This is a genomic window from Rhizobium sp. SL86 (assembly GCF_026672545.1).
Taxonomy (GTDB): Bacteria; Pseudomonadota; Alphaproteobacteria; order Rhizobiales; family Rhizobiaceae; genus Neorhizobium.
Window position 1 is genome coordinate 517,967 of sequence record NZ_JAPPRJ010000002.1, and the last position, 26,312, is coordinate 544,278.

Here is a 26,312-nt window from a genome sequence, read left to right on the forward strand (position 1 = left end):
GTGCCGATGGGCTTCAGTCAGGCCAGCGCAGCATGCCGTCGAAGCGGTGACGACTGAGGTCTTCGATGGGTGTCGCTATGATCTCGTTGGAGGCTCGCGCCCGGTCCAGTTCGGCTGTGAGGCGCTCGGCCACCACCACCTCCTCGCCGGGATGCAGATTGCACGGGTCGAGGTAGAAGTAGTTGTGTTCCGTTTCGTGGTCGCGCACGATTACCGGCGGGCTGCCGGCGCGAAGTGCGGCCGCCAGGTCCCAGGCGGTGGTATGCGCTTCGCGCGGGTTGATGATCACCCGCAGACGGTCGAGAGGATTAGCGGTCGGGTCGGGCTCGATCAGCGCGGTGACGCCGGGCCGGCCCTTCAGCGCCTCGCTCCACAGCGCCAGATAGGCGCTTTCGCGCGCTCGCACCGCCTCGTGGTCGCGCGTTTCCCAGGCCTCGAGCGCCGCCATCACGCCAAAAATGCTTTCCTTGCCGACCTTCATGCCACGGCCGATGCCCATGTTCTGCAGGAAGGCATTGCGCACGAGGTCCTTCCGGCCGGCAACAATTCCGCTGGTCGGGCCACCCAAAAACTTGTGACCGGAATAGAGCGCCATGTCAGCGCCGGTCGCCAGGAATTTGCGAAGGTCGTATTCCGACGCCGCATCGACAATGACTGGAATACCCCGGGCGTGAGCGATTTCCACGAATTCGGACAGATGCAAAAGTCCGTAATCGACGACATGATGGGAAACGACATAGACGGCGGCTGCCGTGCGCTCGGTGATGGCGTTTTCCATGTGGTAGCGATGGGTCGAGGTTGCTTGGCCGATCATCACCACCTTGCCACCCGCCAGCCGGATCGACTGGTCGACGGGGGCGCCGTAGCTTACCACATGACCCATCTGCACCAGCACTTCGTTCTTCTCCGTCGCGACATCCGGCAGCCGCTCGATGGCGAGCAGATCCGGTCCGGTGATGGCGCCGGCCACGGCCAGACTGATGCCGGCGGAGCAGGATGCGGTCACAAAGCCCGCCTCGCCGCCCGTGAGGCGGGAGATCACGGCGCTGGCCTTGCGCTGGAGATCGTTGATCTCGACGAAGTGCGGCAGGATTTCCGCCATGGCCGCGATGGCTTCAGGCACCACGATGGAGGCGCCAAGACTGGTCATCGTGCCGGAAACATTGATCACCGGTCGAAGGCCGAGCCGCGCGCGAAGGTCGTTGGACATGGTTCTGTTTCTCCTGATCTGGCAGCATGCCGAGAGCTATCGACACCTATACCATAATAATATAATAGCTTCCGGAAACTGTCTGGGGAGCCTCGTCGTCGTGTCATCGCAAGCTGTCAGCCCTGTTTCCGGCTCCGAAACCCTGCCGAGCGAGGATGGGGAAAAAGTGGCCCGGCGCAGCCGCGTCAGCGGTATCGACCGGGCACTGCAGGTCATTGACCATCTTTATGAGACGGGCGAGCCGGCCGGCGCCTATGCCATCGCCAAGGCGATCGGCGCGCCGCTCTCGACCGTCTACGTCATCATCGAGGACCTGGTCGAAAAGCAGATGCTGACCCGCAACGCGGACAACGCGATCTGGCTCGGGCCGCGGCTTTATCACTATGGCCTTGCCTATGCCCGGTCGCTGGACTTCATGAGCGTCGCCACCCAGGAGATGCATGACCTGTGCCGGAAGGTCGGCGAGACGGTGCAACTGTGCGGGCGCGACGGAGACCATATGCTGGTGCTCGCGATGGCGGATGGCCCCAGCCATTTCCAGTTCGCCTCGCGGGTCGGAACTCGTGTTCCGCTCAACTGGACGGCGTCCGGGCGGCTGCTGGTCGGTCATATGGCCCCGGACGAACGACGAGAACTCTTCCGCCGCTGCGCCCGGATCTCGCCGACGGGGCGGGCGGAAGTCGATGCCGCGACCCTGTGCGAGGCCGCCGGCAAGGCCTTCGCGGAGCGACTGTCCGTTCAGGTCGCCGAATCCGACTACGCCGTCGCCTGTATTGCCTCTCCCATCGTTAACGATGCCGGCACTTGCGTTGCCACCATCTCGATCGTGCTGCCCGAGCAGAAGGTCATCGGCAAGGACAACCCCTATGCCGAAAGCGTCAAAGCCTCGGCAGCAAAGATCGAAAAGATGATGGGCTGGCGCAATCATTGACATGGTCCTCAATCCCTCAGCGCCACGATCGCTTCGATTTCCACGGTGATATTGCCCGGGAGTGAACCAAAGCCGACCGCCGAGCGGGCATGCCGCCCGGCCGTGCCGAACACGTCGAGGAAGAGGTCCGAACAGCCATTGATGACCTTTGGGTGATCAAGGAAATCCGGCACGGCATTGACCATGCCGAGGAGTTTGACCACTTGCTTGACGCGGGAGAGATCCCCCAGCGCATCCTGCATCACCGCGAGGAGGTTGATGCCGACGAGCCGGGCATGGCGATAGGCTTGCTCGACGCTGACATCGCCCCCAACCTTACCGGCATGCAGATAGCCGTTTTCCTCCAGCGGCCCCTGTCCTGACAGATAGAGCATGCCGCCTTCCACCACATGCGTCACGAAATTGGCGATTGGCGGCGGTGGCGGCGGCAGCGTGATCCCGAGTTGAGCCAGCCGGTCATAGGCCGTCTGCTGTGGATCGGGGTTGGAAATGCGGGTATGGGTCAAGACAACTCCTTGATGCGGAAGCGCGCGCGGTTACCGCCACGAATAGCCATGGCTATGACGGACCAGCTTGCGGGCGCGCGGAATGTAGCGTGAGGCGGTGATGGCTTCGGCGCCGATCACTGCATAACGCGGTTCGAACAACCGGGTGAGGCGCGAGACGTCGCCATTGCTGTCGGTGGCTTCAATATCGGCATCGACGAGATCGAAAATGGTGAAGTCGGCACGGGCACCGACGCTGAGGCGATCCTCCATCGATAGCTTGATGGCCGAGGCGGGCGCAAGCGTCACGGCCTCCACCACCTTCTCGAACGGCATTCCAACGCTGAGCAGCTTCGACATGGTAGTGGCTAAATCCCAGACCGGGAAGTTCATGGAATGGCCGTGCAGGTCGGTCGAGATCGAGAACGGCAGGAGGCCGCGCGCGATCGCCGCTTCCGCCACCTTGAAGGAGAAGGAGGCGCCGCCATGGCCGATGTCGAGGCGAATGCCTTCCGAGGCGCAACGTTCGGCCAGGTTGAACAGGTCCTCGTCCTCCATGATCGAGGAGCCGGCCTTGCCGTTGAAGCAGTGTGTGACGATGTCGCCGGGGCCGAGGATTTCCAGCACCTCGTCATAGAGGGCCGGCGGCTCGCCGACATGCACCATCATCGGGATCTTGAGGATCTTGGCAATCTTCTTGCCGAGCTTGACCGGCGTGACACCCCAGGAACCGGTGATCACGTGGCTGGCTCTCACCTTCAGCCCGACGATATGCTCGCTGTTTTCGGCATAACATTCCAGGATGCGGTCGAGATCGATATCCTTGATGTCGCGCAGTTCCGGCACCCGGTTGCAGGCGACAAGCCCGATCGAACCGAGATTGAGGAAGGCCTTGATGCGTTCGCGTGAGGGCTCGATGATGTATTCGCGAAAGCCATGGAAATTGGCTTCTCCTGCCGATCCGGCATCGACAAGCGTGGTCACGCCGCGTTCCGCCCCGCATTCGGAGGGGCGAATGGAAATGTCGGTTCCGCCGTGCCAGATGTGGACGTGCAAGTCGATCCAGCCAGGAGAGATGTAGGCGCCGGCGCCGTCAATCACGGTCGCTTCGGGCGGTTGAGGCAGGCCGTCGCCGATGGCGGCGATACGGCCATCGGCACCGACGAGGATGTCGGTCGTTCTTGCCGCGGTCGGCTTGGCGAAGGCCATTGGCTTGATATTCTTGAGAAGGAGCGGCTTGAGCGCTGTGCCGTCGGCCATTTGGGAGGCCATGTCAGAGGTCCTTTCGAAGTCTGGGGTCGAGCATGTCACGCAGTCCATCACCCACCATCTGCAGGCACAGGACCGAAAGAACGATGGCAAATCCCGGGAAATAGGTCATCCAGTCCGCCTGACCCACATACTGGCGGCCAGCGGCGATCATGGTGCCCCAGGTGGGGATCTCGGGACTCACGCCGAGCCCGAGAAAGGAGAGTCCGGCCTCAGCCAGCATGGCGCTGGCAAATAAGAAGGTTCCCTGGACGAGAATGGGAGAGGCGAGATTGCGCAACACATGGCGTATCATGATGTGAAAGGTGGAGATGCCAAGCGCGCGCGCCGCCTCCACATAAGGCAGTTCGCGGATCACCAGCGTCGATGCGCGCACGATGCGGGCAAGCCGCGGCGCATAGACGATGGACAGGGCGACGACGACCGTGGCCAGAGAGGGGCCAAGTGCTGCCACCAGCGCAATCGCCAGCAGGATGTCCGGAAAGGCCATCATGGCGTCGATCAGCCGAGCAATCGGCGTGTCCAACCGCTTGAAGAAACCGGCGAGCAGCCCAAGCGTCACACCGATGACCGCCGACAGGCACACGACGGAGGCTCCGACGAAGAGCGACAGGCGCCCCGCATAGATGGTTCGCGAGAAGATGTCGCGGCCGAACTCGTCCGTGCCGAACCAGTAGAGCGTGCTCGGCGGCTTCAAACGGTTCACGATCGACAGCTTCGAGGGAGAGTAGGGTGCGATCCACGGCGCAAGGACGGCGAGGAGAACGAAGATCGCCAGCACGATCAGTCCGACGGCAACCGTCTTACGCTTCAGGAAACGGCGCAGGAACAAGGCCCTTGGGCCGGCCGGCTGACCGGCTGTTGTGGTGATGTCAGCCATCAGTAGCGCACCCTCGGGTCGATGAGCAGGTAGAGCATGTCGATCAGGAAGTTGATGAGCACATAGAGCCCGGCAATCACCAGCAGTGCGCCCTGGATGACGGGATAGTCGCGTCGCAGGACCGCGGAGACTACCAGGCTGCCGATGCCGGGCAGGCCGAACACGGTTTCGGTGACCACAGCGCCGGCGATCAGCACCGCTGCCGTCAGGCCGAGCACGGTCAAGATCGGAATGAGGGCGTTCTTCAGGGCGTGCTTCAGGACAACCCGCCGTTCGATCAGCCCCTTGGCGCGGGCGGTGCGGATATAGTCGTCGCTGAACACGTCGAGCATCGAGGCGCGGGTAAAGCGCAGGATCAACGCCGAGGAGACGAGACCGAGCGCCACGGCTGGCAGCGTCAGGTGGTACATCCGGTCCAAAAAGCTCGCATCCGGCCCGCCATAGCCCGACACCGGAAACAGCCCCAGCCGGACGGCGAAGATCTGCATCAGGATGAGACCCAGCCAGAAGCTTGGAATGCTGGCGGCGAGCATCGCAATCGTCGTTGAGGCCTGGTCGATGAAGGAGCCGCGGCGATAGGCGGCATAGATGCCGATCGGAAGCGCGATTACGGCTGCGATCAGAAGTGAGAAGACGGTGAGGAAAAAGGTCGGTTCTGCCCGCTCGATCAGTGCCTGGCCGACGGGGACGTTGAGGAAGATCGACTGGCCGAGGTCTCCCTTCAGCAATTGTCCGATATAGAAGACGTATTGCACGAGGATCGACTGGTCGAGGCCAAGGCGGGCGCGCAGCGCGACGATATCCTGGGGTGTCGCATCCGGACCCAGCATGACGGCGGCCGGATCGCCGGGCGTGACGCGCACGATGATGAACACGATCGTCACCACCAGGAACATGACGACGACCATGCCGGCCAGGCGCTTGAGAATATAGCTGATCATTCAGTTCGGTTCCGGACCTCGTCTCTACAGAAGTGGCTGGGATGCCGACACTCACATCGGCATCCCAGGGTTCCGATCAGGGCTTGACGGACGCATTCCAGAAATACGGCCACGGAGCAGGCTCGACACCTTCGAGCTTGTTGGAGACGGCCGACACGGCGTTGAAGTTGCCGATTTTCAGGAGCGGCAGTTCGTCATACATGGTTTTCTGGACCGTCTGCCACAGTGCGACACGCTTGTCGGGATCGGCCTCGGAGGTGAAGGCGTCGACCGCTGCCTTGCGGGCCGGCGTATCCCACCAGCCCGGCGAACTGGTCGACAGCGCCCCCATCAGGGCGGGTTCGGGCAGGAAGGGGCTATGGGAGATGTAGATGTCCCACAGCTTCGGGTCGGCACGGCGCTGCGTCAGCGTCGCCCAGTCCACCACCTGCAGATCGACCGTAAAGCCGGCGAGCTTCAGATACTCGGCGGCCACCTGCGCCATCTTGTAGTGGAACTCGTACTGGCGGCTGGTGAGGATACGCAGCGGCTTGCCGTCGTATCCGGCGGCCTTCAGGTCCTTGGCCGCGCCTTCGGGATCGCCGAGATTGTAATTGCCCTCGGTACCGATCTCCGTATGCCAGACGTAGGACTTCGGGTAGAAGGCGCCGTCGGCCTCGTAGAACTCCTTGGCGCCGAAGGCTGCCGCCAGCATGTCTTCGGTGTTCAACGCCTTTTCAACCGCCTTGCGCACGGCAAGATTGGAAGACAGGCCTTCCTTGGTGTTGAAGACGAAGACCGGGAAGCCGAAAGGCTTCAGCATGATCGGCTTGGACGCGCTGGAGGACTTGACCCGGTCATAGGCTTCGACCGGGATCGAATCCACATAGGCGTACTGCCCCGAGATCGCTGCTTCCACGCGGGTGTTCGGATCGGGAACGGGAACGAAACGAATTTCATCAAGATACTGATGGCGGGCGCCGCCATAGCCGTCCGATTCTCCCGAGCGGGACTTGTAGCCGTCGAAGCGCACCAACTGGATATACTGGTCCGGCTTGCGCTCCTTCAGCATGTAGGGGCCGGTTCCGATCACCGCGCTCATCGTATCGGCCTGATTTTCTGCCGGCAGAATGACGGCGGCCGAATTGTTGAAGGCAAGCAGAGACAGAAGCGGTGCATAGGGCTGCTTGAGCGTGATCGTCACCGTTTGCGGATCGGTAGCGGTGACCTTGTCGATGAAGGAGGCCGCCTGCTTGCCGCGCGAGGCGATCTTCATCCAGCGGCCGAGGGAGGCGACGACGTCGTCCGCGTGCATCTCGGAACCGTCGTGGAAGGTAATGCCGCTGCGCAGCTTGATCGTATAGGTCTTCCCGTCGGCGCTCATCTCGGGAAGGCTTTCTGCGAGCAGCGGAGTCACCTTCCAGCTTTTGTCGAAGGTGTAGAGGGTTTCGAAAATATGCTGGGTGACGATGCCGACGAGATCGGCGGTGGATGCCATTGGATCCAACGTCGGTGGTTCACCGATCGTGGCAACATTGACCACGCCGCCACGTTCGGCGGCAAGGGAAAGGCACGGTCCCGAGATCAGCACGGTGGCGGCGAGGAAAGCGAGTTTCAGGCGCATGATGAAGTCTCCCAGTTAGATTGTTCCACAATTATGAATTATAGTTCTTAACTATAGAGTATCCACGTTGGACGCGCTGTCAATCCTCCGATGTGGGCCGGAGACGAAATTAAAGGTCAGAACCAGATGGGAGCGGCATCTAAAAGATGGGCGATAGGATTGCGGGAGTGCAGCGGAGCACTTCGGGTCGGCACGTAACGGGAGCGCGGAATGGCCTGCTGCCGAACAAACAGACGCCCAACTGAGCCTTATGGCGCCGAAAGATATCTGTTTTTTCGATAATCTATTCCAAAAACGACTATTTCACAGGGCCCAGGTGTTGCCACAGAATGATTGCCAAGCGGCAGCATTCGAAGGGGCAGGGGCAGGAGGGAAGGCAGACAACGGGTCGTTCATCGCTCGCGGACTTGGCTAAACGCTCAAGCGACGCCAACGCCAGGTTGTTACGCCGCGCCTGCCGTTGACGCCGCCGCATCATCTACGGCTGTTCCACGATCGGCGGGCGCAGCCAGAACACAGGATTATCGCGTTCGGATGTCTGGACGACACCGTGAGCTGAAGGTGGCGAAACACAAGGTTCAGAACCAGATCGACCGGCTAACACGGAGAGGAAACATCAAAATGGTTGAAGCAGGTGGTACGTCTCAATACGGCACCCCAGTGACGCTCAACTGCGACATGGGCGAAAGCTATGGCCACTGGGAGTTTGGCGATGATGCCGCCATCATGCCGAATATCCATTTGGCGAACATCGCGTGCGGCTTCCACGCATCCGATCCCTGGACCATGCTGAAGACAGTGCGGCTTGCGTTGTCGCACGGTGTAAAGGTCGGCGCGCATCCGTCGCTTCCAGACAAGGAAGGGTTCGGGCGACGCGAAATGAAGCTGCAGCCGGAAGAATTGACGGCGGCTTTCATCTACCAGATCGGAGCCCTTACTGGCATGCTGATTGCCGAAGGGGACGCCCTGTCGCATGTCAAACCACATGGAATCGTTTATGGCATGGCGGCGCGCAATATTGAAACCGCCCGCGCCATCGCCCGCGCAGTCAAGCCTTTCGAGGTGCCGTTGCTCGGCATGGCCGGCACGCCGCACGAAACGGCTGCCGCCGAGATCGGTGTGCCGTTCATCGGCGAATATTTCCCCGACCTGTCCTACGCGCCGGATGGTAGCCTGATCATCCCCCGTATGCACTCCGAAATCGACTTGTCCGCCATCGAGGAAAGGATGCGCCGGGCGCTGAAGGGTGAGATCGTGGCGACAGATGGCTCCGTTCTGCCGGTCACCTTTGGTACCGTCTGCATTCATTCCGACCCGCCCAATGCCCGTGACGTCTCGGCACTGATGCGGCGGATCATCGACAGTCACAACGGCTGAGGCACGCACATGTCGCGCCGCCGTCTGGCAGAAGACACGTCACGCGGCGACGAAAACCCGGCGAGCATCGATCGTCCGCCGGGTTCTTCTTTGCACCATCGGCTGTGGGCAAGCGGATGGCACCGCATGCGATGGGCTTACTTAACGAGCGCGCTCATCGGCACTGGTTCGGAAATCGTCCAGGAGCCGACGACGCCCGGTTTGCCCTTCTCGACATCGACGATCAGGTAGCGGGCCTTGTTCTGGTGGTGCAGTTCGGCGGTGAAGGTGCGCGGTCCGAAGAGCGTCGGCTCGTCCTTCATCTTTTCCAGTTCGGCAACAACCTCGTCGGCATCCGTCGTTTTGGCGCGTTCGACGGCCTTGGCCCAGACGTCGATCATCGAGTAGCCGGGATAGACGTACTGGCTCGACGGATCGGTGCCGGTTGCCTTCTTGTAGGCAGCGTTGAATTTCTGAACATCCGGGTTCGGGTCGTCGCCATAGATCGAGCCCTGGACCGGAACGTAGAAGTTCGACAGGTCCGGAACAGCCGACAGCCAGTAGCTGCCATCGACGCCCGAACCATTGAGGATCATCGCGTTGATGCCGGCGGCGCGGATCTGCTTGATGGCCGAGACGGCACCCGGCATCATCGTGCAGAGCATGATCGCATCCGGTTCCTGCGGCAGGGACTTGATGCGGGTGATCTGCGCGGCGATGGACGCATCGTCGTTCTTGAATGTGTCCTGTCCGACGAGCTTAGCGCCCTGTGCTTCCAGCTTCGGCATCATCCAGTCGAAGCCATCGCAGATGCCTTTATTATACTCGGTCCAGGTGTCGAGCAGACGATAAAAGGTCTTGGCCTTCTTCTCCTTGTATGCCCATTCGGCCATGGTGGCACCCTGGACGGCAGCCAGCACCGAGGCCGAAAAGCTGTGCGGCCCCACGCCCTGAATGCCGGCTTTGACGGATTCGGCGCATAGGAAGAAGGAGATGAGGCCCGCATCTTCCGCGGCAAGGGCAGCCGGCGCCCCGAAGTCATAGTCGCAGGAGACCACGACTAGGTCGGCGCCCTGATCAATGACGGACAATCCGGCCTTGGCGCCTTCGGCGCGGTCGGATTTGGTGTCGGCACTGACGACTTCGATCTTCTTGCCGAGCAGACCGCCTGCTGCGTTGATCTCGTTGATGCGGATCATCGCCGCGTCTTGGGCGGGCTTGTCATAGGCTTCCATGAAGCCCGATGCGGCGGTAGCAAAGCCGACGACAATCTTGTCATCGTACGCAAGAGCCGGGAATGCGACCAGAACAGCGGCCATCATCCCTGCGAGTATTCTACCCCTGAATGCCATTGCAGTTCTCCTTTTATGTTGGGCGGTTTTCCTCTCCGCCGGTTTATGCCTTGCCTTTGAAGCGCGCGAAGGTGATCTCGCGATTGCCGATCAGGCCAGCCGGACGAAGCGCGAGGATCACGATCATCAGGCCGCCGAGGGCGATTTCCTGGAGGCCCTTGGGAAGTGCGAAAGTGGTCTCACCAAGCACTACGCCCGCTTCGAGCCACCGCAGACCCTGGATCAGGGCCGACAGAAGCAGCACACCGAGGACAGCGCCCGATAGGCTGCTCATGCCGCCGACGACCAGCATCGAAAGGGTGATGAAGGTGAGCCCCAGATAGAAATTGTCCGGAGTGACGACACCGATCGAGTGGGCCATGGCCGCGCCGCCGAGGCCCATCACGATACCGGAGATGGTGAAGGCAACCAGTCGCTCCTTTGGAATATCGACGCCCGAAGCCGCCGCCGCCGTGGGTTCGTCGCGAGCGGCACGCAGTGCCAGGCCGGAGCGGGAAATCGCGTGTCCCCAAGCGATAAAGATGGCGATGATAGCGGCGCCGACATAGGGCCAGATATTGCGGACGATCGGGATGCCGACGACGGAGGACGTTGCGCCTGTCACGCTTTCCCAGTTGGAATAGATCGTGTTGATCATGGCCAGTACCGCGAAGGTTGCGATGGATGCGGCGATCCCCGAAAGCCGCATCAAGATCCGTCCAAGGATCAGCGCGATGACCCCAGCGAAAATGGCAGCGATAGGCGCAGCCTCCCAATACGGCAGGCGAGCCTGCAAAATGAAGTTCGGCAGGCCGGGAAGGGAGGTCTTCTTCATCAGCGGATTGATGGTGAGCCACGCAGCGGCATAGGCGCCGAGGCAGGTAAAGCCGATATGCCCGAAGCTAAGGACACCGGAATTGCCGATAAAGATGTAGAGGCCGACGACAAGCGTGACCCGTACGAGGATGTCGATCATCGCCTGGTTGAAAGGGCGCGAACCGGTCATGATCGCAAGAGTTGCAACCGCCAGAATGAGCAGTGACAGAAAGATGGGCGTAATGATCGTGCGACGGGCCAGTGCGAACCGGGCCGGCTTCTTTGGATTCGTGAGTTCGACGGGAAACGGCGAGATGCTGGTGTCGGTCATGAGGTCAGACCCTTTCCTGCGTGCCGCGCGCGGCAATCAGCCCTTGCGGACGGAAGAGGAGAACGAGGATGACGGCGCCATAAACAAAGGCGTCGCGAAAAGGCCGGGCATCGACAGGTAGGATGACCTGCATGACGACAGAGGCCGCCCCCAGAGCAAAACCTGCCAGTACAGCACCGGAGAGACTGCCGAGACCCCCGATCACGGTCGCAATGAAGGCCATCAGCATGATTGAGGAACCCATCTGGATGTCCGCGGTGCCCGTTTGGCTGACGAAGATCAGCGAGATCGCACCGGCCAGTGCACCCGATAGGGCAAATGCCCCCATGATAACCCGGTTCGCCCGTACCCCCAGCATGCGCGCCATCGAGAAGTTTTCCGCCGCCGCCCGCATTTCCAAGCCGAACCGTGTTTGACGGAGGAAAAATGTCAGGCCGAGCAGGATCAGGACGGTAACAATGATCGTGATGATCTGGAGAAGCGGAAGGCGTGCACCGAATATCTCCACCGGTTGGGATAACATTGGCAGAAGGGAGATCGACTTCGGCCGGCTCGTGAAGAGCATCAGCAGAAAATAGCGGATGACGAAGCCGAGCGCGAAGGAGGCGATCATCATTGTTGCGGGATTGGCGCGCCGGAAACGGCGGAAGACGACGATTTCACACAGAACCGAAAGGGCAGCCCCGACGCTGAGGACCAGCGGGATCAGCAGATACCAGGGCAGTTGCCCTGCAAAGACAATCGCCATGGCATCGGTGGAAGGCCACAACAGTGCAAAGACGCAGAAGGCGATCACGTCGCCATGGGCAAAGTTGACGAGACGCATCACTCCGAAGATCAGCGCAATGCCAAGCGCGCCAAGCGCATAGAGCGAGCCAAGGGAGAGAGAGTCGAAGACGATTTGAAGCATCTCAATGATCCTCGTATCCGAAATAGGCCGCCTGGATGGCCGCACCGTTGCCGAGTTCGCGCGCATTGCCGTCGAGAACGATCTGGCCGCCCCGCATCAACAGCATGCGTCCTCCAACCAGATCGGCGCGGGTGGCACTTTGTTCGACGATCAGCAGGGTGAGCGCACGCTGCGCCTGAAGTCCAATCAGGCGTTCATAAACCTGGTCTGTGATGTTAGGCGCCAGGCCGAGTGACGGTTCGTCGATGGCGATCAGTCGCGGATTGGTCATCAGCGCGCGCCCGATGACCAGCATTTGCTGCTGTCCCCCAGAAAGAAGCCCGGCCTGACTGTTGCGGCGATCCTTCAGAATCGGGAAAGTCTGGTAGACCGCGTCCAGATCCTCGATGGCCTTGGTTCTCCAGTCCCGGTCTTTCTTTGCCATTCCCCTGCCAACCATGAGGTTTTCCTCAATTGTCAGCGAACCGAAGACGTCGCGGCCTTCCGGGACCATCGAAAACCCGAGGCGGGCGATATCCTCGGGTGCACGGCCGGTGATATTGTAACCATCGAACTCAACGGTGCCGGCAGATGCTGGCGTCGCGCCGGCAATCGCTCGCAGCAGGGATGATTTTCCCGCGCCGTTCGGTCCGGTAATAAAGACGGTATCTCCGTCCCGGATGGACAGCGAGACACCGCGCACCGCGGTCAGGCGACCATAGCGGATTTCGAGATTGTTCAGGACGAGGAGGCTCACAGCATCACCTCCTCAGCCGGCAGGGACGTTTCTGCGGCGGTGCCCATATAGGCATGCCGCACCTTTTCACTCTTGCGGATGTCGGCGGGCACACCCTCCTCGATCACCGCGCCGGAATCGAGCACGACGATATGGTCGCAGAGGCCGAGTACGAGACCGACGTTGTGTTCGATGATCAGCACGCCGCAGCCGAGGTCGCGGGCAATGCGCCGGACGAGGTTGGAAAGCTCGGTGGCTTCGGCAGCGCTCATGCCGGCTGCCGGTTCGTCAAGAAGTATGTAGGCGGGGCGGCCCATCAGTGCGCGACCGATAGCGACGCGGCGCTCGTCTGTATAGGGCAGTGTTCCGGCTATGCGGCTGCTGAGCGCGGAGATGCCTATCCAGTCCAGCATCGCTTCGGCCTCTGCCACAGCGGTGCGGCGGCTCATGCCGAGGCCGACGCCAGTGACCTCTAGATTGTCTATGACGGGCAGGTCGCGGAACAATCTGCCACTCTGGAAAGTGCGTGCAATGCCACGCCTGCGTACCTCGTGCGGCTTCAACCTGCCAAGTGGCTGTCCGTTCAAAATGACGGTGCCTTCCGTCGGTATCTGGAAACCGGTGAGCACATTGACGAGCGTTGTCTTGCCGGCACCGTTCGGCCCGATCAGTCCGCTGATATGACCGGACTGAATGCGAAGCGTGACAGATGACAAAGCCTTGAGCCCGGCAAAGGCCACAGAAACATATTCCGCGCTGAGATGACCCATGGACCCCTTTTCCTTATTTGGCCGATGGCAAGGGGCACGCGACATCGGACCGTGTGACGGCCGATAAGAACGATCGCAATGTTCCCCTGTCGGTTCCGGCGATCTCTGCGGATCGCTCGAACACAAATTCCGCCGTTTGCCGGCGTCGTCTTGTCGTTGCGCGCGCCCGCTCTCATCACCAGGCGCGACGGGGGGCCGGCAGTGCCAACCATACCCCTCCCGGCTTCTGTTTCCTCTTCCAGAAGCCCTTCATTCACTCCCGACCACCATTCAGGTGGCTAGGAATTCCTCCGCTTTGGCCAGCACGGACTTGCGTTCCGCTCTTGCCGTCAGCGCTTCTTCAAGCGTGACCGGCACGAATTTGGCCGGCGTATGTGGCTGTAGCTGCGCGATCCGGTCCATATCGGCTGAGATAACCACGCCCAGCATCATGTAACCGCCGCCGGATACCGCGTCGCGATGCAGAACGATCGGCTCCGTGCCGCTCGGTACCTGCACTGAGCCATACGGGTAGCAGGCATCGACGATGTTGGACGGGTCTGAACCGGCGCCAAACGGCTGCTCGCGTGACACGAACTCCAGTGCTGTGCCGCCCCGGAAGCGATAGCCGATTCGGTCTGCTTCCGGTGCGACCTTCCAAGTGTCCTCGAAGAAGCGTTTGCCGGCCGCTTCCGTGATCCGGTGCCAGTAGATGCCGGGCAACATCCGAAGCTCAATCGGACCTGTGGATGTTGCGCGCAGCGCCGTGGGAAGCGTGCGTCCGACCGTTCCAGAGCCGGAGCCGACTGGAATTTCATCCCCAGCCTTTAGGACACGGCCCTCAAAGCCGCCAAGCGCACCGAGAACGTAGGTCGATCGTGAACCGAGAACGGCAGGCACGTCGATACCGCCGGAAATCGCAATATAGGCGCGCGCGCCCGATTTCAGATAACCGAAGGACAGCCGGTCCCCGGACTTGACCGCGAAGCTTTGCCAGGTCGGATGTTCTTCGCCATTCACCTTGGGCGGTAGCTCGGCCCCGGTGACTGCGACGATTGCCGGCGCGGTGAATTCCAGCTCCGGGCCGAGGAAGGTTGCTTCCAACACGGCGGCGCCCGGTTCGTTGCCGACGAGAAGATTGGCTATGCGCGTTGCGAAACGGTCCATGCCGCCGCCTTCCGGGATGCCGACGTGATAGTAGCCCGGGCGACCAAGGTCCTGGACCGATGTGGCGAGACCGGGAGAAATTACCTTAACGGCCATTGAGAAGCTCCATCAGTTTCGCATTGGTGCCGTAGATATCGCGGTTGAATTCGCTGAGGCTGAAGGAGCAATCGCACACCGTCGGCTGCCAACGGTTGCCTTCGATCTCGTCCAAGGTTGCATCATATTCGTCGCGGGTGATCGACTTGAACTTGACGATATCGCCCGGTTTGAACAGAGCCATGTCGTCAGTCAGATACCGCACGGTGCGGGTGGGGTCATAGATCGGAGCAGGTGTTACGCCATACATCTGGTAACCACCTGCACCGCGCACCGAATAGATGGCTGCGAAACATCCGCCATGGCCGATCGTGAGCTTCGGCGTGTCGGTGCGCGGGCGCAGATATTTCGGCGCTTCGATCTGCTTCTTGCGTTCGACCATCTGATAGAGCCAGGGTAGGCCGGCGACGAAACCCACCATCGAGACGAACCAGGGCTGGCCGGAATAGGCGGCGATGAACTCGTCGATCGTCGCGTAACCGTTGATCCGCGCAGAATATTCCAGATCGGTTGCGTTCGGATCCTGATGGCGTTCGCGAAATCGCATTTCCGTTTCGTGCGTCCAGGGGTCCTGAAAATAGACGGGCAGTTCGATGATACGCGTCTTCAACGTTGCGTCCGAGGTGGAAGCGGCGGCCTCCATCGATTGCAGTTCTTTCAGTAGGTCCTCCGGCGCTATCACATCCGGGTCGAAACGGATCTGGAAGCTGGCATTGGCGGGGCAGGTCTCGGTCACGCCGCGAATGCCCGCGGCCCGTACGGCGTTGATCATCGAGAGGCCGGTGAAGAAGGAGGCAAGCGACATCTCTTCGGAAACCTCGCCGAAGATATGTTCGTCACCGCCGAAATTGTAGCGTATCGACATCAAACCTCCTTGTCAGCCAGCAAGCGCTGTCGCGTTGTCATTGAGCCAGCTTTCCAGCCAGCGGGTGTGCACGTCTCCGGCCTGCACCGACGGATCGGAGGCAAGTGCGATGAACAGCGGTTTCGTGGTCTTCACGTTGCCGATTTCGAGTTCGCGCAGTGCCCGTTTCAGCCGCGTCATCGCGGCCTCGCGCGTTTCTGCGTGAATGATCAGCTTAGCGAGCATGGAATCGTAAAAGGGCGGTATCTGATATCCGCTGTAGAGCATGGCATCGAACCGCACGCCGGGTCCTCCCGGAATGTGCAGGTCACCGATCGTGCCTGGGAAGGGCGCAAAGTCCTTCGAAGGGTCCTCGGCATTCAGCCGAACCTCGATGGCATGACCCTTGACGGTAACGTCGCTCTGCTTGAGCCTCAACGGCTCGCCGCCGGCGATCCTCAGCATTTCAGCGACGAGATCGATACCAGTGATGGCCTCCGTGACGGGATGTTCCACCTGAATCCGGGTGTTCATCTCGATGAAATAGAAGCGGTCCGCGTCGTCATCGTAGAGATATTCGACCGTTCCGGCACCAGAATAGCCCACCTCCTTGGCAAGAGCCACGGCCGAAGCGCAGAGTTCCTCGCGAAGTTCAGATGACAGCGCGCGTGATGGCGCTTCCTCCCAAACCTTCTGGCGGCGACGCTGCAGTGAGCATTCCCGCTCGTAGCAGTGGATGGCCTCCTTGCCATCGGCGAGCACCTGCACCTCGATATGCCGCGCTCGGCCGATGACTTTTTCCATATAGAGACCGCCGTCGCCGAAAGCGGCGAGCGCCTCGGCTGCCGCCTGCGGGAAAGCCTGCTCGAATTCACCAATTGCGTTTGCAATGCGAATGCCGCGACCCCCGCCGCCTGCCGCAGCCTTGATCATCACGGGAAAACCGGTCTGCGTCAGGGTCTGACGGGCGGCTTCGATACTGTCCAAGCGCCCTGTCGAGCCGGGAACCACAGGCAACCCCGCCTTCGCAGCTGCTATGCGGGCGGAAACCTTGTCACCCATCAACCGGATCGCATCGCCGGAGGGGCCAACAAAAGTGAGGCCAGCGGCCTTGACCGCATCGGAAAACATCGCGTTCTCCGCCAGGAAACCATACCCCGGATGAATACTGTCACACCCCGTGTCGTGAGCGGCGGCAATAATTGCCTCGATGTTCAGATAGGATTTCTTGGCAGCCGGCGGACCGATATTCACGGCCTCGTCCGCGAGACGGACATGCAGGGCGTGTTCGTCAGCTGTCGAATAAACAGCAACGGTGGCGATCCCGAGATCCTGCGCCGCGCGGATGATGCGAACGGCGATCTCGCCACGATTGGCAACGAGAAGCTTCTTCAGCATCAGCCGATTTCCGCCAACGGCGCGCCGGCCATCACCGGGTCTTCGTTATCGACAAGAAAGCGGATGCTCTTTCCTACAGCATCAGCCTTCACCTCATGGAAGGACTTCATCACCTCGATCAGGCCGATGACGTCGCCAACTGCAACATCGTCGCCATCGTTCTTGAAAGGTGGTGTCCCGGGCGAGGCGCTGCGATAGAAGGTGCCGGGCAGGGGAGAGAGAATTTGCGTCATATCGATCTCCGGATCACGTCGTGAAAAATGGAGCACTCTTGAGAATCGCCTCTTGGGCGGTTGCTGATGTCAGTGCCAGGGGGCGATCGCGCTGCGAACAGCCTTGGCGATATCAATTGCATTGGGCGTATCCGAATGCACGCAGATCGTCTCACAGCGGACAGGGAAGAAGCTGCCGTCAGCCGCCGTCCCCTTGCCGTCCGTCAAGGCTCGCACGCAACGCTGCGCCATCACATCGGGGTCCATCGCATCGTGTTCGCGGGTCACAATCAAGGCGCCACCCGGCGCATAATCCAGATCGCAGTAGAATTCCGCAGTGAACGGTATGCCACGTTGCTGATAGACGGTTTCATGCAGCGTACCGGTCATGCCGAACAGCGGAACACCGAATATTTCGGCGGCGTCGCAGATCGCATGTGCTACTTCTTCCTGACGCGCCGCCATGCCGTAAAGGCTGCCATGTGGCTTGATGTGATTGAGGTGCATGCCTTCGGCTTTGAGAAAGCCGACCAATGCACCGACCTGGTAGATAACCGAGTTGGCAATCTCCTGGCGGCTCATCTTCATTTCGCGGCGGCCGAAACCTTGCAGGTCGGGAAGTGACGGATGTGCGCCAACCTTCACGCCATGCGTTTTTGCGCTGACTACGGTCTTGCGCATATGATCCGGATCGGAGGCATGGAAACCGCAGGCGACATTCGCCGCATCAATCAGCGGCATCATCCCGGCGTCGTCGCCCAGCCTGTAAAGGCCAAAGCTCTCCCCCATGTCACAGTTGAGTGTGACAGTCATCGTATATGAACCCCTCTTTATGCTGCCGTCTTTGCGGCGTTGCACAAATCTTTGCGCAGCTTGCTGAACTTGTGAAATAGTAGTTTTTAGAATGTAATATCGAAAAAACAGATAATTCGAAAAAGGGGTCAAAAATTGAGTATAACATTGAAACAAATGGATTATTTTATTGCAACCGCCGAGAGCGGTCAGGTAAGTCATGCAGCTATTAATCTCAATATCTCTCAATCAGCTGTCACCGCTGCGATCAAATCCCTTGAGATTGAACTGGGTGTTAAGCTGTTTGAGAGGACCCATTCCGGCGTACGACTGACAATGGAGGGTTCGCGCTTTTTGGAGCGTGCGCGGGCGATCAACGGTGCCGTTGCCGCCGCGGTGCGAAGTCCGCTGCGCGACCGGACCGAGTTTTCCGGCAAAGTTCGGATAGGCATGACTTACACGGTCATCGGCTACTTCATGTCGAAATATTACTCGCGTTTTCTGAAAACCTACCCGCAGATCTCGGTCGAGATCGAGGAACTGTCGCGGCCTTTGCTTGAGAAGAAATTGGCGCGGGGCGACGTCGATATCGCGCTGATGCTGATCTCCAACCTGGAAAACCGGGACGAACTGGATCATGAACTTCTGTTGCGCTCCAGCCGCCGTTTGTGGCTGGCGGCGGATCATCCCTTGCTGTCTCGCAGCGAGATCAGTCTTTCCGATGTCGCAAAAGAAGACTACGTGATGCTGACGGTTGACGAGGCGAGCAACACTGCTGGTCGTTATTGGGAAACGACAGGCCTTGCGCCGCAGGTCGTCCTGACGACAAGTTCGGTCGAAGCTGTCCGCTCACTGGTGGCTGCAGGGGTCGGGGTGACTATCCTGTCTGACATGGTGTACCGGCCCTGGTCTCTCGATGGCCAAAGGATCGAATTGCGAAGGCTCGTTGAGCCGATCCCGAGTATGGATGTCGGATTGGCATGGGCGCGCAAGAGTCCCATTCCGCCGGCTGCCACCACCTTTCGTTCGTTCATGTCCGTCACGATGGGCGGCGGCGGCTGAGGTCATGCCTGCTGCATGGTCGGCATTGAGCTGCCGCACGCAACATTCCATTCTGCGGCCGCTCTCGCCGAACGCGCGTTGGCCTTGGTCACACAATGCGGCTGATCCTCTCAGCGCCTGGAAAACTCGCGTGCCAGCGCCAGGAATGCTTTCATCCCGGCCGAGAGGTTTCGACGGCCGGGATAATAGAGGCACAGTCCTGGATAGGGTGGTGTCCACGCTTCCAGCACGCGAACGAGGCGCCCGGATTCGATATCGGTCAGGACTTCCTGTTCAAAAATATATCCGATGCCGGTGCCCTTGATCAGGGCGGTTCTGACAAGGCTCGCCTCATCAAGCGTGATCTGGCCCCGGACATCGACGTGCACGGTTTCGCCGTCTTTCTCGAACCGCCACCGAAACAGCGAACCGTCGGGCAGGCGGACGCGGATACATCGGTGATTGAGAAGATCAGGAGGAACCAAAGGCATACCGTAGCGCGCGATGTAATCGGCTGAGGCGACGACGGCATGCCGTTGCGGCCGGCCGAGCGAAACGGCAATCATGTCGCTCGGAACGAGGCTCGCAACCCGCACGCCGAGATCGAAGCCATCTCTGACGATATCGACCATCCTGCCCTCGGTGACGATATCGACATGCATGTCCGGGTACCGCTGCAGGAACTCGAGCACGAGCGGCGTAATGATGGCGCGGGCGGCGAAGGGGGCCGCATTGATCCTTATGGTCCCGGACGGGGTCTCCCGGTGGGAGCTCACCGCTTCGAGCGCCGCGTAGATATCCTGCAGCGAAGGCGCGATCTGTTCGACGAAGAGCTTGCCGGCATCGGTCAGCGAGACGCTGCGGGTGGTTCTGTTGAAGATGCGCACACCGAGACTGGCCTCAAGCCTGGCAATCGTATGGCTGAGTGCTGTGGTCGACATGCCAAGCTCGATTGCTGCCGCGCGAAAGGTTCCCCGGCGGGCGATGGCAATCACCGCTTCCAGCTCTTTCAGGTTTGCCTGTTCCATTGTCCCGTTTCAGTCATCATTGCGTCCGGCTTTATCCTACTTATCGCGATAGACGTCCAGCCTTATCTGTCCTGGAGCACACGCAAGCTTCGGAGACGAACATGGACCTGCCCGCTATCATTGCTCTTTATTTTGACGCCGACGGTCGCGGAGACGCGGACGCCCTTTTGAACACTTTTGCGGCGGATGCCGTGGTCGAGGATGAAAACGCGCGGCATGAGGGAGAGGCTGTGATCCGCCGCTGGTGGACCGCAGCGAAAGAGGCCACGCAGTACATCGCAGAGCCGCTTGATGCGGTTAGGGACGGTGATGTCGTGCATGTCCGCGCCAATATTCGTGGCACCTTTCCCGGCAGCCCGATCACGCTAACCCACAGCTTTACCGTCAAGGACGACAAGATCGTCAAGCTGGAGATCCACTAATGGCAAGTTTTCTCAATCTTGAAGGCAAACGCGCCCTCATCACGGCCGGAACCAAGGGAACCGGGGCTGCCACCGTCAACCTGTTCCGGCAGATGGGCGCACATGTGCTGACGACTGCCCGCGGGCGCCCGGAAGACTTGCCGGACGACCTGTTCGTCGAAGCGGATCTCAGCACTGAGGCAGGATGCGCGACCGTCGCAGAGGTGACGCGTCAACGTCTTGGCGGTGTCGACATCATCGTTCACATGCTGGGCGGTTCGTCCGCCCCGGGCGGCGGATTCGCGGCCCTGACGGAGCAGGAATGGCAAAAGGAACTGGCAATTAATCTTTTTCCTGCCGTACGACTGGATCGCCTCCTGGTCCCCGATATGGTGAAGCAGGCAAGCGGCGTGGTCGTGCATGTGACATCGATCCAACACGTCCTGCCCTTACCGGAATCGACGACGGCCTATGCGGCCGCCAAGGCCGCTCTGTCCACCTACAGCAAGGCACTGTCGAAAGAGGTTTCGCCCAAGGGCGTTCGGGTTGTCCGGGTGTCGCCGGGCTGGATCGAAACGGAGGCCTCGGTCCATCTTGCCGAACGTCTTGCGAAGCAGGCAGGGACCGATCTTGAGGGCGGCAAACGGATGATCATGGATGCACTGGGCGGCATTCCGCTCGGCCGTCCCGCAAAACCGGAAGAGGTCGCAAACCTGATTGCGTTTCTTGCGTCCGATCGCGCCGCATCGATCACCGGCACGGAGGTCACGATTGACGGCGGTACAGTGCCGACGGCCTGAAACGTAAGAATTGAAGAGAGATCGGCGGGGCGTTCCACCCGCCGATCCGTGCAGCTTCGGCTGACCGCCATCGTCGTCAACCGCGCAATGAAGTTCCCGCCGCAGCACCGGAGACCGCGGGGGGAACGGCGATCGCGGTTCGGCCTTATGATCGGTAGAGGTCCGCATAGGTCTGGCGCAGGATGTTTTTCTGTACCTTGCCCATGGTGTTGCGGGGAAGCTCATCGAGAAACAGGATACGCTTCGGCTGCTTGTAGCGGGCAAGCCGTGGCTCCAGGTGCAAGAGGATCGCCTTTTCGTCGAGCGCGGCAGCTGGCTTGCGGATCACGACGGCCGTCACCCCTTCACCGAGATCGGGATGCGGCACGCCGATCACGGCGCTTTCCTCGACGCCATCGATCTGGTCGATCTCGGTCTCGACTTCCTTCGGATAGACGTTATAGCCCCCCGAGATCACCAGGTCCTTGCCACGACCGACGATATGGACGTACCCGCGTTCGTCGATCCTGCCGAGATCGCCGGTAATGAAGAAACCGTCGTCGCGGAATTCCGCCTTGGTCTTCTCCGGCATGCGCCAGTAACCCTTGAAGACATTGGGCCCCTTCACCTCGATCATGCCGGTGTCACCATCGACGATGGTTGCCCCGCTTTCGGGATCGGTGACGCGCAGCGAAACACCCGGAAGCGGAAAACCAACCGTGCCGGCAATGCGCTCGCCGTCGTAGGGGTTGGAGGTGTTCATGTTGGTTTCGGTCATGCCGTAACGTTCGAGAATGGCCTGGCCGGTCATCGCTTCAAACTGGCGATGGGTCTCGGCCAGCAGCGGGGCCGAACCGGAGATGAACAGCCGCATCCTGGCCGTTGCCTCGCGCGTCAGACGGGGCGACTGGACGAGGCGGACATAGAAGGTCGGCACGCCCATCATGACGGTCGCGGTAGCCATCAGGTCAAGCGCTTCTTCCGCATCGAATTTCGGCAGGAAATACATGGAAGCGCCGGAGATCAGCGTCACGTTCGAGGCGACGAACAGGCCGTGCGTGTGGAAGATCGGCAAAGCATGGATCAGCCGGTCGGCGCTGGTGAAGCGCCAGTATTCGCGAAGGGTGAGGGCGTTCGACAGGAGATTGTCATGCGTCAGCATGGCGCCTTTCGAACGGCCTGTCGTTCCGGAGGTGTAGAGAATGGCCGCAAGATCATCCGGACCGCGCGCGATATCGGTGAATTCGGTTGGTGCACCGGCCGCGGCCTCCATCAGCGAGCCGCCGCCCTTGTCATCCAGAGTTTCGACGCGGGCACCGTGAGTGGCCGCAATCGGTTCCAGCCCTTCGCGGGATTTCGGGCTTGAGACCACGAGGCGCGGTTCCGCATCACCGATGAAATAGTCGAGTTCCGCAAGCGTGTAGGCCGTGTTGAGCGGCAGGTAGACCGCACCCGCCCGTACGCAGGCGAGATAGAGCATCAGCGCCTCCGGGCTCTTCTCCACCTGAACGGCGACGCGATCACCGGGAGTGACGCCCAAGCCGACGAGCGTGTTGGCGAGCCGCCCGGACAGCGACAGCATGTCGCCGTAGGACCATGTCTGCCCCGCCTTTGTCTCGATGAACGGCGCCTCTGGCTGAACCCCTTTCCGGATCGCGTCGAAAAGATGGTTGCTCATGCACGGAACTCCCTGTTGTTGTTTCGGACCGGGCGGTCCTGTTGGCTGTTATGTGGCGACCCGGCAAGCGGCACGAGCGCGCGCACGGTGCGATCGGCCGGTACATACTTGCGCACCGAGGGCGCCGCAACCACTTCGCCGCGCGCGGCAAAGGCTTCGTGGTTCGCTTCGATATCGTCGAGTTTGTAGAGATAGTTGACCATCAGTCCAAAGGACTGGCGCATCGCGCGGGGGGATCTGTCCCCGAGAAAATTCAGCCGTTCGAGCCGGGCGCCATTGCCGAGATGGAAACGGGCGACCGGATCGAGCACGCGGCCGTTGCGATCCCTGGCCTTCAGGAAGTACCAGGCCGCGGCGGTGGTGAGCACCGGCTGGATGGCCTGGACACGCTCGACATCCTCTGCCCAGTCGTCGCTGTCGAGAATGGCGAGCCTGTCCTGGTCCTGGCGGGTCAGGATGTCGCTTGCTTCCGCCTTTCGTTCGGTCGACAGCCACGCGGCAAAACCGGGTACCGGGGAAAGCGTGACGAAGGTCGAGAGCTTGGGAAACTCCCGCCGAAGGTCTTCCACCACCTGCTTGATCAGGAAGTTGCCGAAGGAGATGCCGCGCAGGCCCTCCTGGCAGTTGGAGATTGAATAGAAGACGGCGGTGGTCGCCTCACCGGCGGGCACGGTCTCGCGGCCATCGGTCAGAACCTCGCTGATGGAGGCCGGCATGTGGCGGGTCAGCGCCACCTCGACGAAGATCAGCGGATCATCGGCGAGCTGCGGATGGAAAAAGGCAAAGCAGCGCCGGTCCTCCGGGGCAAGCCGCATCCGCAATTCTTCCCAGCTGCCGATGTGATGGACCGCTTCGTAACGGATGATTTTTTCCAGAATGTCCGCCGGTGTCGACCAGTTGATCTGTTTCAGCATCAGAAAACCGCGATTGAACCAGGAGGCAAAAAGGTGGCTGAAATCGGCATCCAGCGCCTCCAGATCCGGGCTTTCGCGCTTCAGGCCGAGCAGGGTTTCCCGCATCCGCACAAGCGCTGCCGTGCCATTTGGTGCAAGGTTCAGACGCCGGATCAACTCCTGCCGCAGCGGTTCTGCCGCCACATGCAGTTCCAGCAGCGTCCTGGCGGTGGGGTCCGTCTGATAGGCGCCAATGGCCTTTTCGAGTCTCTCCGTGTCCGGTCCGAAACGCGTGACGAGCAGATGCAGGAAGTCGCGCTTCTGGCCTGCCTCCAGCATCTGCCAGTTGACCAGTATATCGCGTGCCAACGCCATGCCGGAGGCTTCCCCCCGGCTGGAGAGCAGCGCCTCGCACAGCTGCTCCATCACCTTCAGCGGATCGGAGGTGTTGACCTTCGGGTTGGAAAACAAGAGCCGCTTACCGCGATCGGTGATCGTCTGCAGCATGTCACCCAAGAAGGAGGTGGTGTTCATCAGACCGCTCCCATCATGTGATTGGGCAGCCAGGTGGCAATGCCCGGGAAGATGCAGAGAATGAGGATCGCCAGGAACATCACCAGCACATAGGGCAGGGCGCCCCACAACACGTCCTTCGTCGGCACCGTCGGCGCAATGGCGTTGATGACGAAGAGGTTGAGACCTATCGGCGGGGTGATGAGGCCGACTTCCATGTTGATCGTCAGGATGATGGCGAACCAGTAGGGATCAAAACCTGCCTGTGTCACGATCGGAAACAGCATGGGCGCCGTCATGACGATGACCGCAATCGGCGGCAGGAACATGCCGCAGACGAGCAGGAACACGTTGATGATGGCCATCAGCACCCAGCGGTTGACATCGAGCCCGGCGATGACTTCGGCGACCGACTGGGTGATGTAGAGCGATGACAGCGCGAAAGCGAAAAGTTCGGCTGCGGCCATGATCATCATGATCATCACGCTTTCGCGCATGGCTGACCCGAAGATGGTCGACACGGAGCGGAAACGGAACAATCGGTAGGCGAGGATCACGACCAGCAGTGTCAGGAAGGCACCGGCGCCGGCAGCTTCCGACGGCGTCGCGACGCCGCCGTACAACACATACAGCGTACCGGCGATGATCAGCAGGAAGGGCAGGATACGCGGCAGGCCGGCCAGCTTTTCCTTCAGTGTATAGCGGACGGCACGGGCGTCGAAATTGTAGCCCTTGCGTTTGCAGTCGATCACCGCCCAGATCATGAACATCACCGTCAGCATGATGCCGGGGATGACGCCGGCCATGAACAGGCGGCCGATCGAGGTCTCTGTCGCTATTCCGTAAACGATAAGCGTGACGGACGGCGGGATCAGGATGCCAAGCGTTCCACCGGCGGCAATCGATCCCGTCGCGACGGAATTCGGGTAACCGCGGTGCAACATTTCCGGGATGCCCATTTTGCCGATCGCGGCGCAGGTGGCGGGCGAAGAGCCGGTCATGCCGGAAAAGATGGCACAGGCGCCGATATTCGACAGCACAAGGCCGCCCGGCACCCGGTTCAGCCATCGATCGAGTGCCGTGTAGAGATCGGCTCCGGCCGGAGACGATGCAACGGCCGCCCCCATCAGCACGAACATCGGGATGGAGACATAAGCGAGGTTCGCGATGCCGGAAAACATCGTGTCGCCGAGAATATAGAAGATCGGCAGGCCGTTTTGCAGCACCAATGCCGCGACGGCCGAGAGCCCCAGGGCAAAGGCGATCGGCATGCCGGTGCCCAGCAGCACGAAGAGCGAGGTAATGAGGAGCAGACCGGCGGACAAGGTGCTCATCGGGACGGCTCCTTCACGGAAACGGCGTGTGGCGGAATTGCGGAGGAGGTCTTCTCTGCCGGGTGACCGGCCAGCACGAACCCCATATCGAGAATCTTGGCGCTGTATTGCAGGCACAGAAGCGCGAAGCTGAGCGGCAGCGCCGACAGTGGGATCCACAAGGGCGGCGCCCACATGCTGGAATGACGCCAGTCGCCGGCCCATGCATCGTGAAACTGGATCCAGCTCGCTGCGAGCATGGCCGCGCAGAAGGTCAGGCCGCACAGGCTGCCGATCAGCTGGAGCCAGAGCCTGGCTCGATCACCAACCATCATCTCGACCACGTCAACGCCGACATGGCCATTCTTCAGCAGGACATAAGGTGCACCGAGAAACATCGCGACGGTCGCGGAAAACACGACGAAATCCGTCTGCCAGATGGTCGGCAGGGTAAAGACGTAGCGCAGGAAAATCATCTGGCATACGACGAGCATGGAGGCGACGATCAGCAGTGTGGCGATCACGGCAAAAGCGCGCGACAACTGACCGATGACCCAGATATAGGCTTTCACCATGAACAGAAATCCCTGATCGGACGGTGGAAAGACGAGCCGGTCGCCGGCTCGTCCC

At 60.8% G+C, this 26,312-nt stretch carries 26 protein-coding genes; 5 read left to right on the plus strand and 21 right to left on the minus strand.

Going from position 1 to position 26,312, the window contains the following annotated elements; translation table 11 throughout:
- Nucleotides 1-13: 13 nt before the first annotated feature.
- Nucleotides 14-1,210, minus strand: a complete 1,197-nt coding sequence (locus OU993_RS14650) for an aminotransferase class V-fold PLP-dependent enzyme (RefSeq protein ID WP_268158564.1) — start codon at nt 1,208-1,210, stop codon at nt 14-16.
- Nucleotides 1,211-1,352: 142 nt separating this feature from the next.
- On the opposite strand from OU993_RS14650, the gene OU993_RS14655 reads away from it, so the two are divergent.
- Nucleotides 1,353-2,141 carry an IclR family transcriptional regulator gene (locus OU993_RS14655; protein WP_442792986.1) on the plus strand — a complete coding sequence of 263 codons (789 nt, stop codon included), beginning with the start codon at nt 1,353-1,355 and terminating at the stop codon, nt 2,139-2,141.
- 8 nt (nt 2,142-2,149) lie between these two features.
- Here OU993_RS14655 and OU993_RS14660 read toward each other — a convergent pair whose 3' ends face one another.
- The 5 genes from OU993_RS14660 to OU993_RS14680 all read right to left on the minus strand — a co-directional run bounded on the left by OU993_RS14660 (nt 2,150) and on the right by OU993_RS14680 (nt 7,319).
- Nucleotides 2,150-2,647: a RidA family protein gene (locus OU993_RS14660; protein WP_268158568.1), complete on the minus strand. Its 498-nt coding sequence runs from the start codon at nt 2,645-2,647 to the stop codon at nt 2,150-2,152.
- Between the two features lie 30 nt (nt 2,648-2,677).
- Nucleotides 2,678-3,898 carry an amidohydrolase/deacetylase family metallohydrolase gene (locus OU993_RS14665; protein ID WP_442792965.1) on the minus strand — a complete coding sequence of 407 codons (1,221 nt, stop codon included), beginning with the start codon at nt 3,896-3,898 and terminating at the stop codon, nt 2,678-2,680.
- Between the two features lies 1 nt (nt 3,899).
- The gene (locus OU993_RS14670) at nt 3,900-4,775 is read right to left on the minus strand and encodes an ABC transporter permease (RefSeq protein ID WP_268158570.1); all 876 of its coding nucleotides are present in this window, start codon (nt 4,773-4,775) and stop codon (nt 3,900-3,902) included.
- The gene (locus OU993_RS14675) at nt 4,775-5,716 is read right to left on the minus strand and encodes an ABC transporter permease (protein ID WP_268158572.1); all 942 of its coding nucleotides are present in this window, start codon (nt 5,714-5,716) and stop codon (nt 4,775-4,777) included. Before OU993_RS14675 ends, OU993_RS14670 begins: the two co-directional genes overlap by 1 nt.
- Before the next feature lie 76 nt (nt 5,717-5,792).
- Nucleotides 5,793-7,319, minus strand: a complete 1,527-nt coding sequence (locus tag OU993_RS14680; RefSeq protein WP_268158574.1) for an ABC transporter substrate-binding protein — start codon at nt 7,317-7,319, stop codon at nt 5,793-5,795.
- Between the two features lie 621 nt (nt 7,320-7,940).
- Between OU993_RS14680 and pxpA the strand changes: the two genes are divergently transcribed.
- The gene (gene pxpA / locus OU993_RS14685) at nt 7,941-8,696 is read left to right on the plus strand and encodes a 5-oxoprolinase subunit PxpA (RefSeq protein ID WP_268158575.1); all 756 of its coding nucleotides are present in this window, start codon (nt 7,941-7,943) and stop codon (nt 8,694-8,696) included.
- Between the two features lie 137 nt (nt 8,697-8,833).
- Here the strand turns inward: pxpA and OU993_RS14690 are convergent, their stop codons facing one another.
- The 10 genes from OU993_RS14690 to OU993_RS14735 all read right to left on the minus strand — a co-directional run bounded on the left by OU993_RS14690 (nt 8,834) and on the right by OU993_RS14735 (nt 18,057).
- Entirely contained in the window at nt 8,834-10,027 is a 1,194-nt protein-coding gene (locus OU993_RS14690; protein WP_268158577.1) for an ABC transporter substrate-binding protein, read from the minus strand.
- Between the two features lie 43 nt (nt 10,028-10,070).
- Nucleotides 10,071-11,153, minus strand: a complete 1,083-nt coding sequence (locus OU993_RS14695) for a branched-chain amino acid ABC transporter permease (RefSeq protein ID WP_268158579.1) — start codon at nt 11,151-11,153, stop codon at nt 10,071-10,073.
- Nucleotides 11,154-11,157: 4 nt separating this feature from the next.
- Nucleotides 11,158-12,063: a branched-chain amino acid ABC transporter permease gene (locus OU993_RS14700; RefSeq protein ID WP_268158581.1), complete on the minus strand. Its 906-nt coding sequence runs from the start codon at nt 12,061-12,063 to the stop codon at nt 11,158-11,160.
- Nucleotide 12,064: 1 nt separating this feature from the next.
- Entirely contained in the window at nt 12,065-12,799 is a 735-nt protein-coding gene (locus OU993_RS14705; RefSeq protein WP_268158583.1) for an ABC transporter ATP-binding protein, read from the minus strand.
- The gene (locus OU993_RS14710; RefSeq protein WP_268158585.1) at nt 12,796-13,548 is read right to left on the minus strand and encodes an ABC transporter ATP-binding protein; all 753 of its coding nucleotides are present in this window, start codon (nt 13,546-13,548) and stop codon (nt 12,796-12,798) included. Before OU993_RS14710 ends, OU993_RS14705 begins: the two co-directional genes overlap by 4 nt.
- A 270-nt stretch (nt 13,549-13,818) precedes the next feature.
- Nucleotides 13,819-14,790: a biotin-dependent carboxyltransferase family protein gene (locus tag OU993_RS14715; protein ID WP_268158587.1), complete on the minus strand. Its 972-nt coding sequence runs from the start codon at nt 14,788-14,790 to the stop codon at nt 13,819-13,821.
- The gene (locus OU993_RS14720; RefSeq protein WP_268158589.1) at nt 14,780-15,655 is read right to left on the minus strand and encodes a 5-oxoprolinase subunit B family protein; all 876 of its coding nucleotides are present in this window, start codon (nt 15,653-15,655) and stop codon (nt 14,780-14,782) included. Before OU993_RS14720 ends, OU993_RS14715 begins: the two co-directional genes overlap by 11 nt.
- A gap of 12 nt (nt 15,656-15,667) precedes the next feature.
- Nucleotides 15,668-17,032, minus strand: a complete 1,365-nt coding sequence (locus tag OU993_RS14725; RefSeq protein WP_442792966.1) for an acetyl-CoA carboxylase biotin carboxylase subunit — start codon at nt 17,030-17,032, stop codon at nt 15,668-15,670.
- The gene (locus OU993_RS14730) at nt 17,032-17,265 is read right to left on the minus strand and encodes an acetyl-CoA carboxylase (RefSeq protein WP_268158591.1); all 234 of its coding nucleotides are present in this window, start codon (nt 17,263-17,265) and stop codon (nt 17,032-17,034) included. The genes OU993_RS14725 and OU993_RS14730 overlap by 1 nt, the downstream gene beginning before the upstream one ends.
- A 69-nt stretch (nt 17,266-17,334) precedes the next feature.
- Nucleotides 17,335-18,057, minus strand: a complete 723-nt coding sequence (locus tag OU993_RS14735) for a LamB/YcsF family protein (RefSeq protein ID WP_268158593.1) — start codon at nt 18,055-18,057, stop codon at nt 17,335-17,337.
- Nucleotides 18,058-18,192: 135 nt separating this feature from the next.
- On the opposite strand from OU993_RS14735, the gene OU993_RS14740 reads away from it, so the two are divergent.
- Nucleotides 18,193-19,098, plus strand: coding sequence for a LysR family transcriptional regulator (locus tag OU993_RS14740; RefSeq protein WP_442792967.1), 906 nt, complete (start codon nt 18,193-18,195; stop codon nt 19,096-19,098).
- A 110-nt stretch (nt 19,099-19,208) separates the two neighbouring features.
- On the opposite strand, the gene OU993_RS14745 is transcribed toward OU993_RS14740, so the two are convergent.
- A complete protein-coding gene (locus OU993_RS14745) occupies nt 19,209-20,105 on the minus strand; it encodes a LysR family transcriptional regulator (RefSeq protein ID WP_268158595.1) in 897 nt (298 codons plus the stop codon).
- Between the two features lie 101 nt (nt 20,106-20,206).
- Between OU993_RS14745 and OU993_RS14750 the strand changes: the two genes are divergently transcribed.
- On the plus strand, nt 20,207-20,527 hold the full coding sequence (locus tag OU993_RS14750; protein ID WP_268158596.1) for a nuclear transport factor 2 family protein: 321 nt from the start codon (nt 20,207-20,209) through the stop codon (nt 20,525-20,527).
- On the plus strand, nt 20,527-21,306 hold the full coding sequence (locus tag OU993_RS14755) for an SDR family oxidoreductase (RefSeq protein ID WP_268158597.1): 780 nt from the start codon (nt 20,527-20,529) through the stop codon (nt 21,304-21,306). Before OU993_RS14750 ends, OU993_RS14755 begins: the two co-directional genes overlap by 1 nt.
- Before the next feature lie 145 nt (nt 21,307-21,451).
- On the opposite strand, the gene OU993_RS14760 is transcribed toward OU993_RS14755, so the two are convergent.
- From OU993_RS14760 to OU993_RS14775, 4 genes are read right to left on the minus strand one after another with little or no spacing between them, the layout of a single operon-like run.
- Entirely contained in the window at nt 21,452-22,963 is a 1,512-nt protein-coding gene (locus tag OU993_RS14760; protein WP_268158598.1) for a malonate--CoA ligase, read from the minus strand.
- A complete protein-coding gene (locus OU993_RS14765) occupies nt 22,960-24,390 on the minus strand; it encodes a malonyl-CoA decarboxylase (protein ID WP_268158600.1) in 1,431 nt (476 codons plus the stop codon). Before OU993_RS14765 ends, OU993_RS14760 begins: the two co-directional genes overlap by 4 nt.
- The gene (locus OU993_RS14770) at nt 24,390-25,703 is read right to left on the minus strand and encodes a TRAP transporter large permease (RefSeq protein WP_268158601.1); all 1,314 of its coding nucleotides are present in this window, start codon (nt 25,701-25,703) and stop codon (nt 24,390-24,392) included. Before OU993_RS14770 ends, OU993_RS14765 begins: the two co-directional genes overlap by 1 nt.
- On the minus strand, nt 25,700-26,257 hold the full coding sequence (locus OU993_RS14775) for a TRAP transporter small permease subunit (protein WP_268158602.1): 558 nt from the start codon (nt 26,255-26,257) through the stop codon (nt 25,700-25,702). The genes OU993_RS14770 and OU993_RS14775 overlap by 4 nt, the downstream gene beginning before the upstream one ends.
- Nucleotides 26,258-26,312 lie beyond the last annotated feature (55 nt).

Excerpts from the sequence above, each read along its gene's own strand:
- OU993_RS14755 (WP_268158597.1), top strand. The coding sequence starts at position 20,527 with ATGGCAAGTTTTCTCAATCTTGAAGGCAAACGCGCCCTCATCACGGCC.
- OU993_RS14715 (WP_268158587.1), bottom strand. The coding sequence starts at position 14,790 with ATGGCCGTTAAGGTAATTTCTCCCGGTCTCGCCACATCGGTCCAGGAC.
- OU993_RS14650 (WP_268158564.1), bottom strand. The coding sequence starts at position 1,210 with ATGTCCAACGACCTTCGCGCGCGGCTCGGCCTTCGACCGGTGATCAAT.
- OU993_RS14665 (WP_442792965.1), bottom strand. The coding sequence starts at position 3,898 with ATGGCCTCCCAAATGGCCGACGGCACAGCGCTCAAGCCGCTCCTTCTC.
- OU993_RS14770 (WP_268158601.1), bottom strand. The coding sequence starts at position 25,703 with ATGAGCACCTTGTCCGCCGGTCTGCTCCTCATTACCTCGCTCTTCGTG.
- OU993_RS14700 (WP_268158581.1), bottom strand. The coding sequence starts at position 12,063 with ATGCTTCAAATCGTCTTCGACTCTCTCTCCCTTGGCTCGCTCTATGCG.
- OU993_RS14710 (WP_268158585.1), bottom strand. The coding sequence starts at position 13,548 with ATGGGTCATCTCAGCGCGGAATATGTTTCTGTGGCCTTTGCCGGGCTC.
- OU993_RS14690 (WP_268158577.1), bottom strand. The coding sequence starts at position 10,027 with ATGGCATTCAGGGGTAGAATACTCGCAGGGATGATGGCCGCTGTTCTG.
- OU993_RS14730 (WP_268158591.1), bottom strand. The coding sequence starts at position 17,265 with ATGACGCAAATTCTCTCTCCCCTGCCCGGCACCTTCTATCGCAGCGCC.
- OU993_RS14760 (WP_268158598.1), bottom strand. The coding sequence starts at position 22,963 with ATGAGCAACCATCTTTTCGACGCGATCCGGAAAGGGGTTCAGCCAGAG.
- OU993_RS14745 (WP_268158595.1), bottom strand. The coding sequence starts at position 20,105 with ATGGAACAGGCAAACCTGAAAGAGCTGGAAGCGGTGATTGCCATCGCC.
- OU993_RS14750 (WP_268158596.1), top strand. The coding sequence starts at position 20,207 with ATGGACCTGCCCGCTATCATTGCTCTTTATTTTGACGCCGACGGTCGC.
- OU993_RS14695 (WP_268158579.1), bottom strand. The coding sequence starts at position 11,153 with ATGACCGACACCAGCATCTCGCCGTTTCCCGTCGAACTCACGAATCCA.
- OU993_RS14725 (WP_442792966.1), bottom strand. The coding sequence starts at position 17,032 with ATGCTGAAGAAGCTTCTCGTTGCCAATCGTGGCGAGATCGCCGTTCGC.
- OU993_RS14675 (WP_268158572.1), bottom strand. The coding sequence starts at position 5,716 with ATGATCAGCTATATTCTCAAGCGCCTGGCCGGCATGGTCGTCGTCATG.
- OU993_RS14680 (WP_268158574.1), bottom strand. The coding sequence starts at position 7,319 with ATGCGCCTGAAACTCGCTTTCCTCGCCGCCACCGTGCTGATCTCGGGA.
- pxpA (WP_268158575.1), top strand. The coding sequence starts at position 7,941 with ATGGTTGAAGCAGGTGGTACGTCTCAATACGGCACCCCAGTGACGCTC.
- OU993_RS14735 (WP_268158593.1), bottom strand. The coding sequence starts at position 18,057 with ATGACTGTCACACTCAACTGTGACATGGGGGAGAGCTTTGGCCTTTAC.
- OU993_RS14720 (WP_268158589.1), bottom strand. The coding sequence starts at position 15,655 with ATGTCGATACGCTACAATTTCGGCGGTGACGAACATATCTTCGGCGAG.
- OU993_RS14775 (WP_268158602.1), bottom strand. The coding sequence starts at position 26,257 with ATGGTGAAAGCCTATATCTGGGTCATCGGTCAGTTGTCGCGCGCTTTT.
- OU993_RS14670 (WP_268158570.1), bottom strand. The coding sequence starts at position 4,775 with ATGGCTGACATCACCACAACAGCCGGTCAGCCGGCCGGCCCAAGGGCC.
- OU993_RS14765 (WP_268158600.1), bottom strand. The coding sequence starts at position 24,390 with ATGAACACCACCTCCTTCTTGGGTGACATGCTGCAGACGATCACCGAT.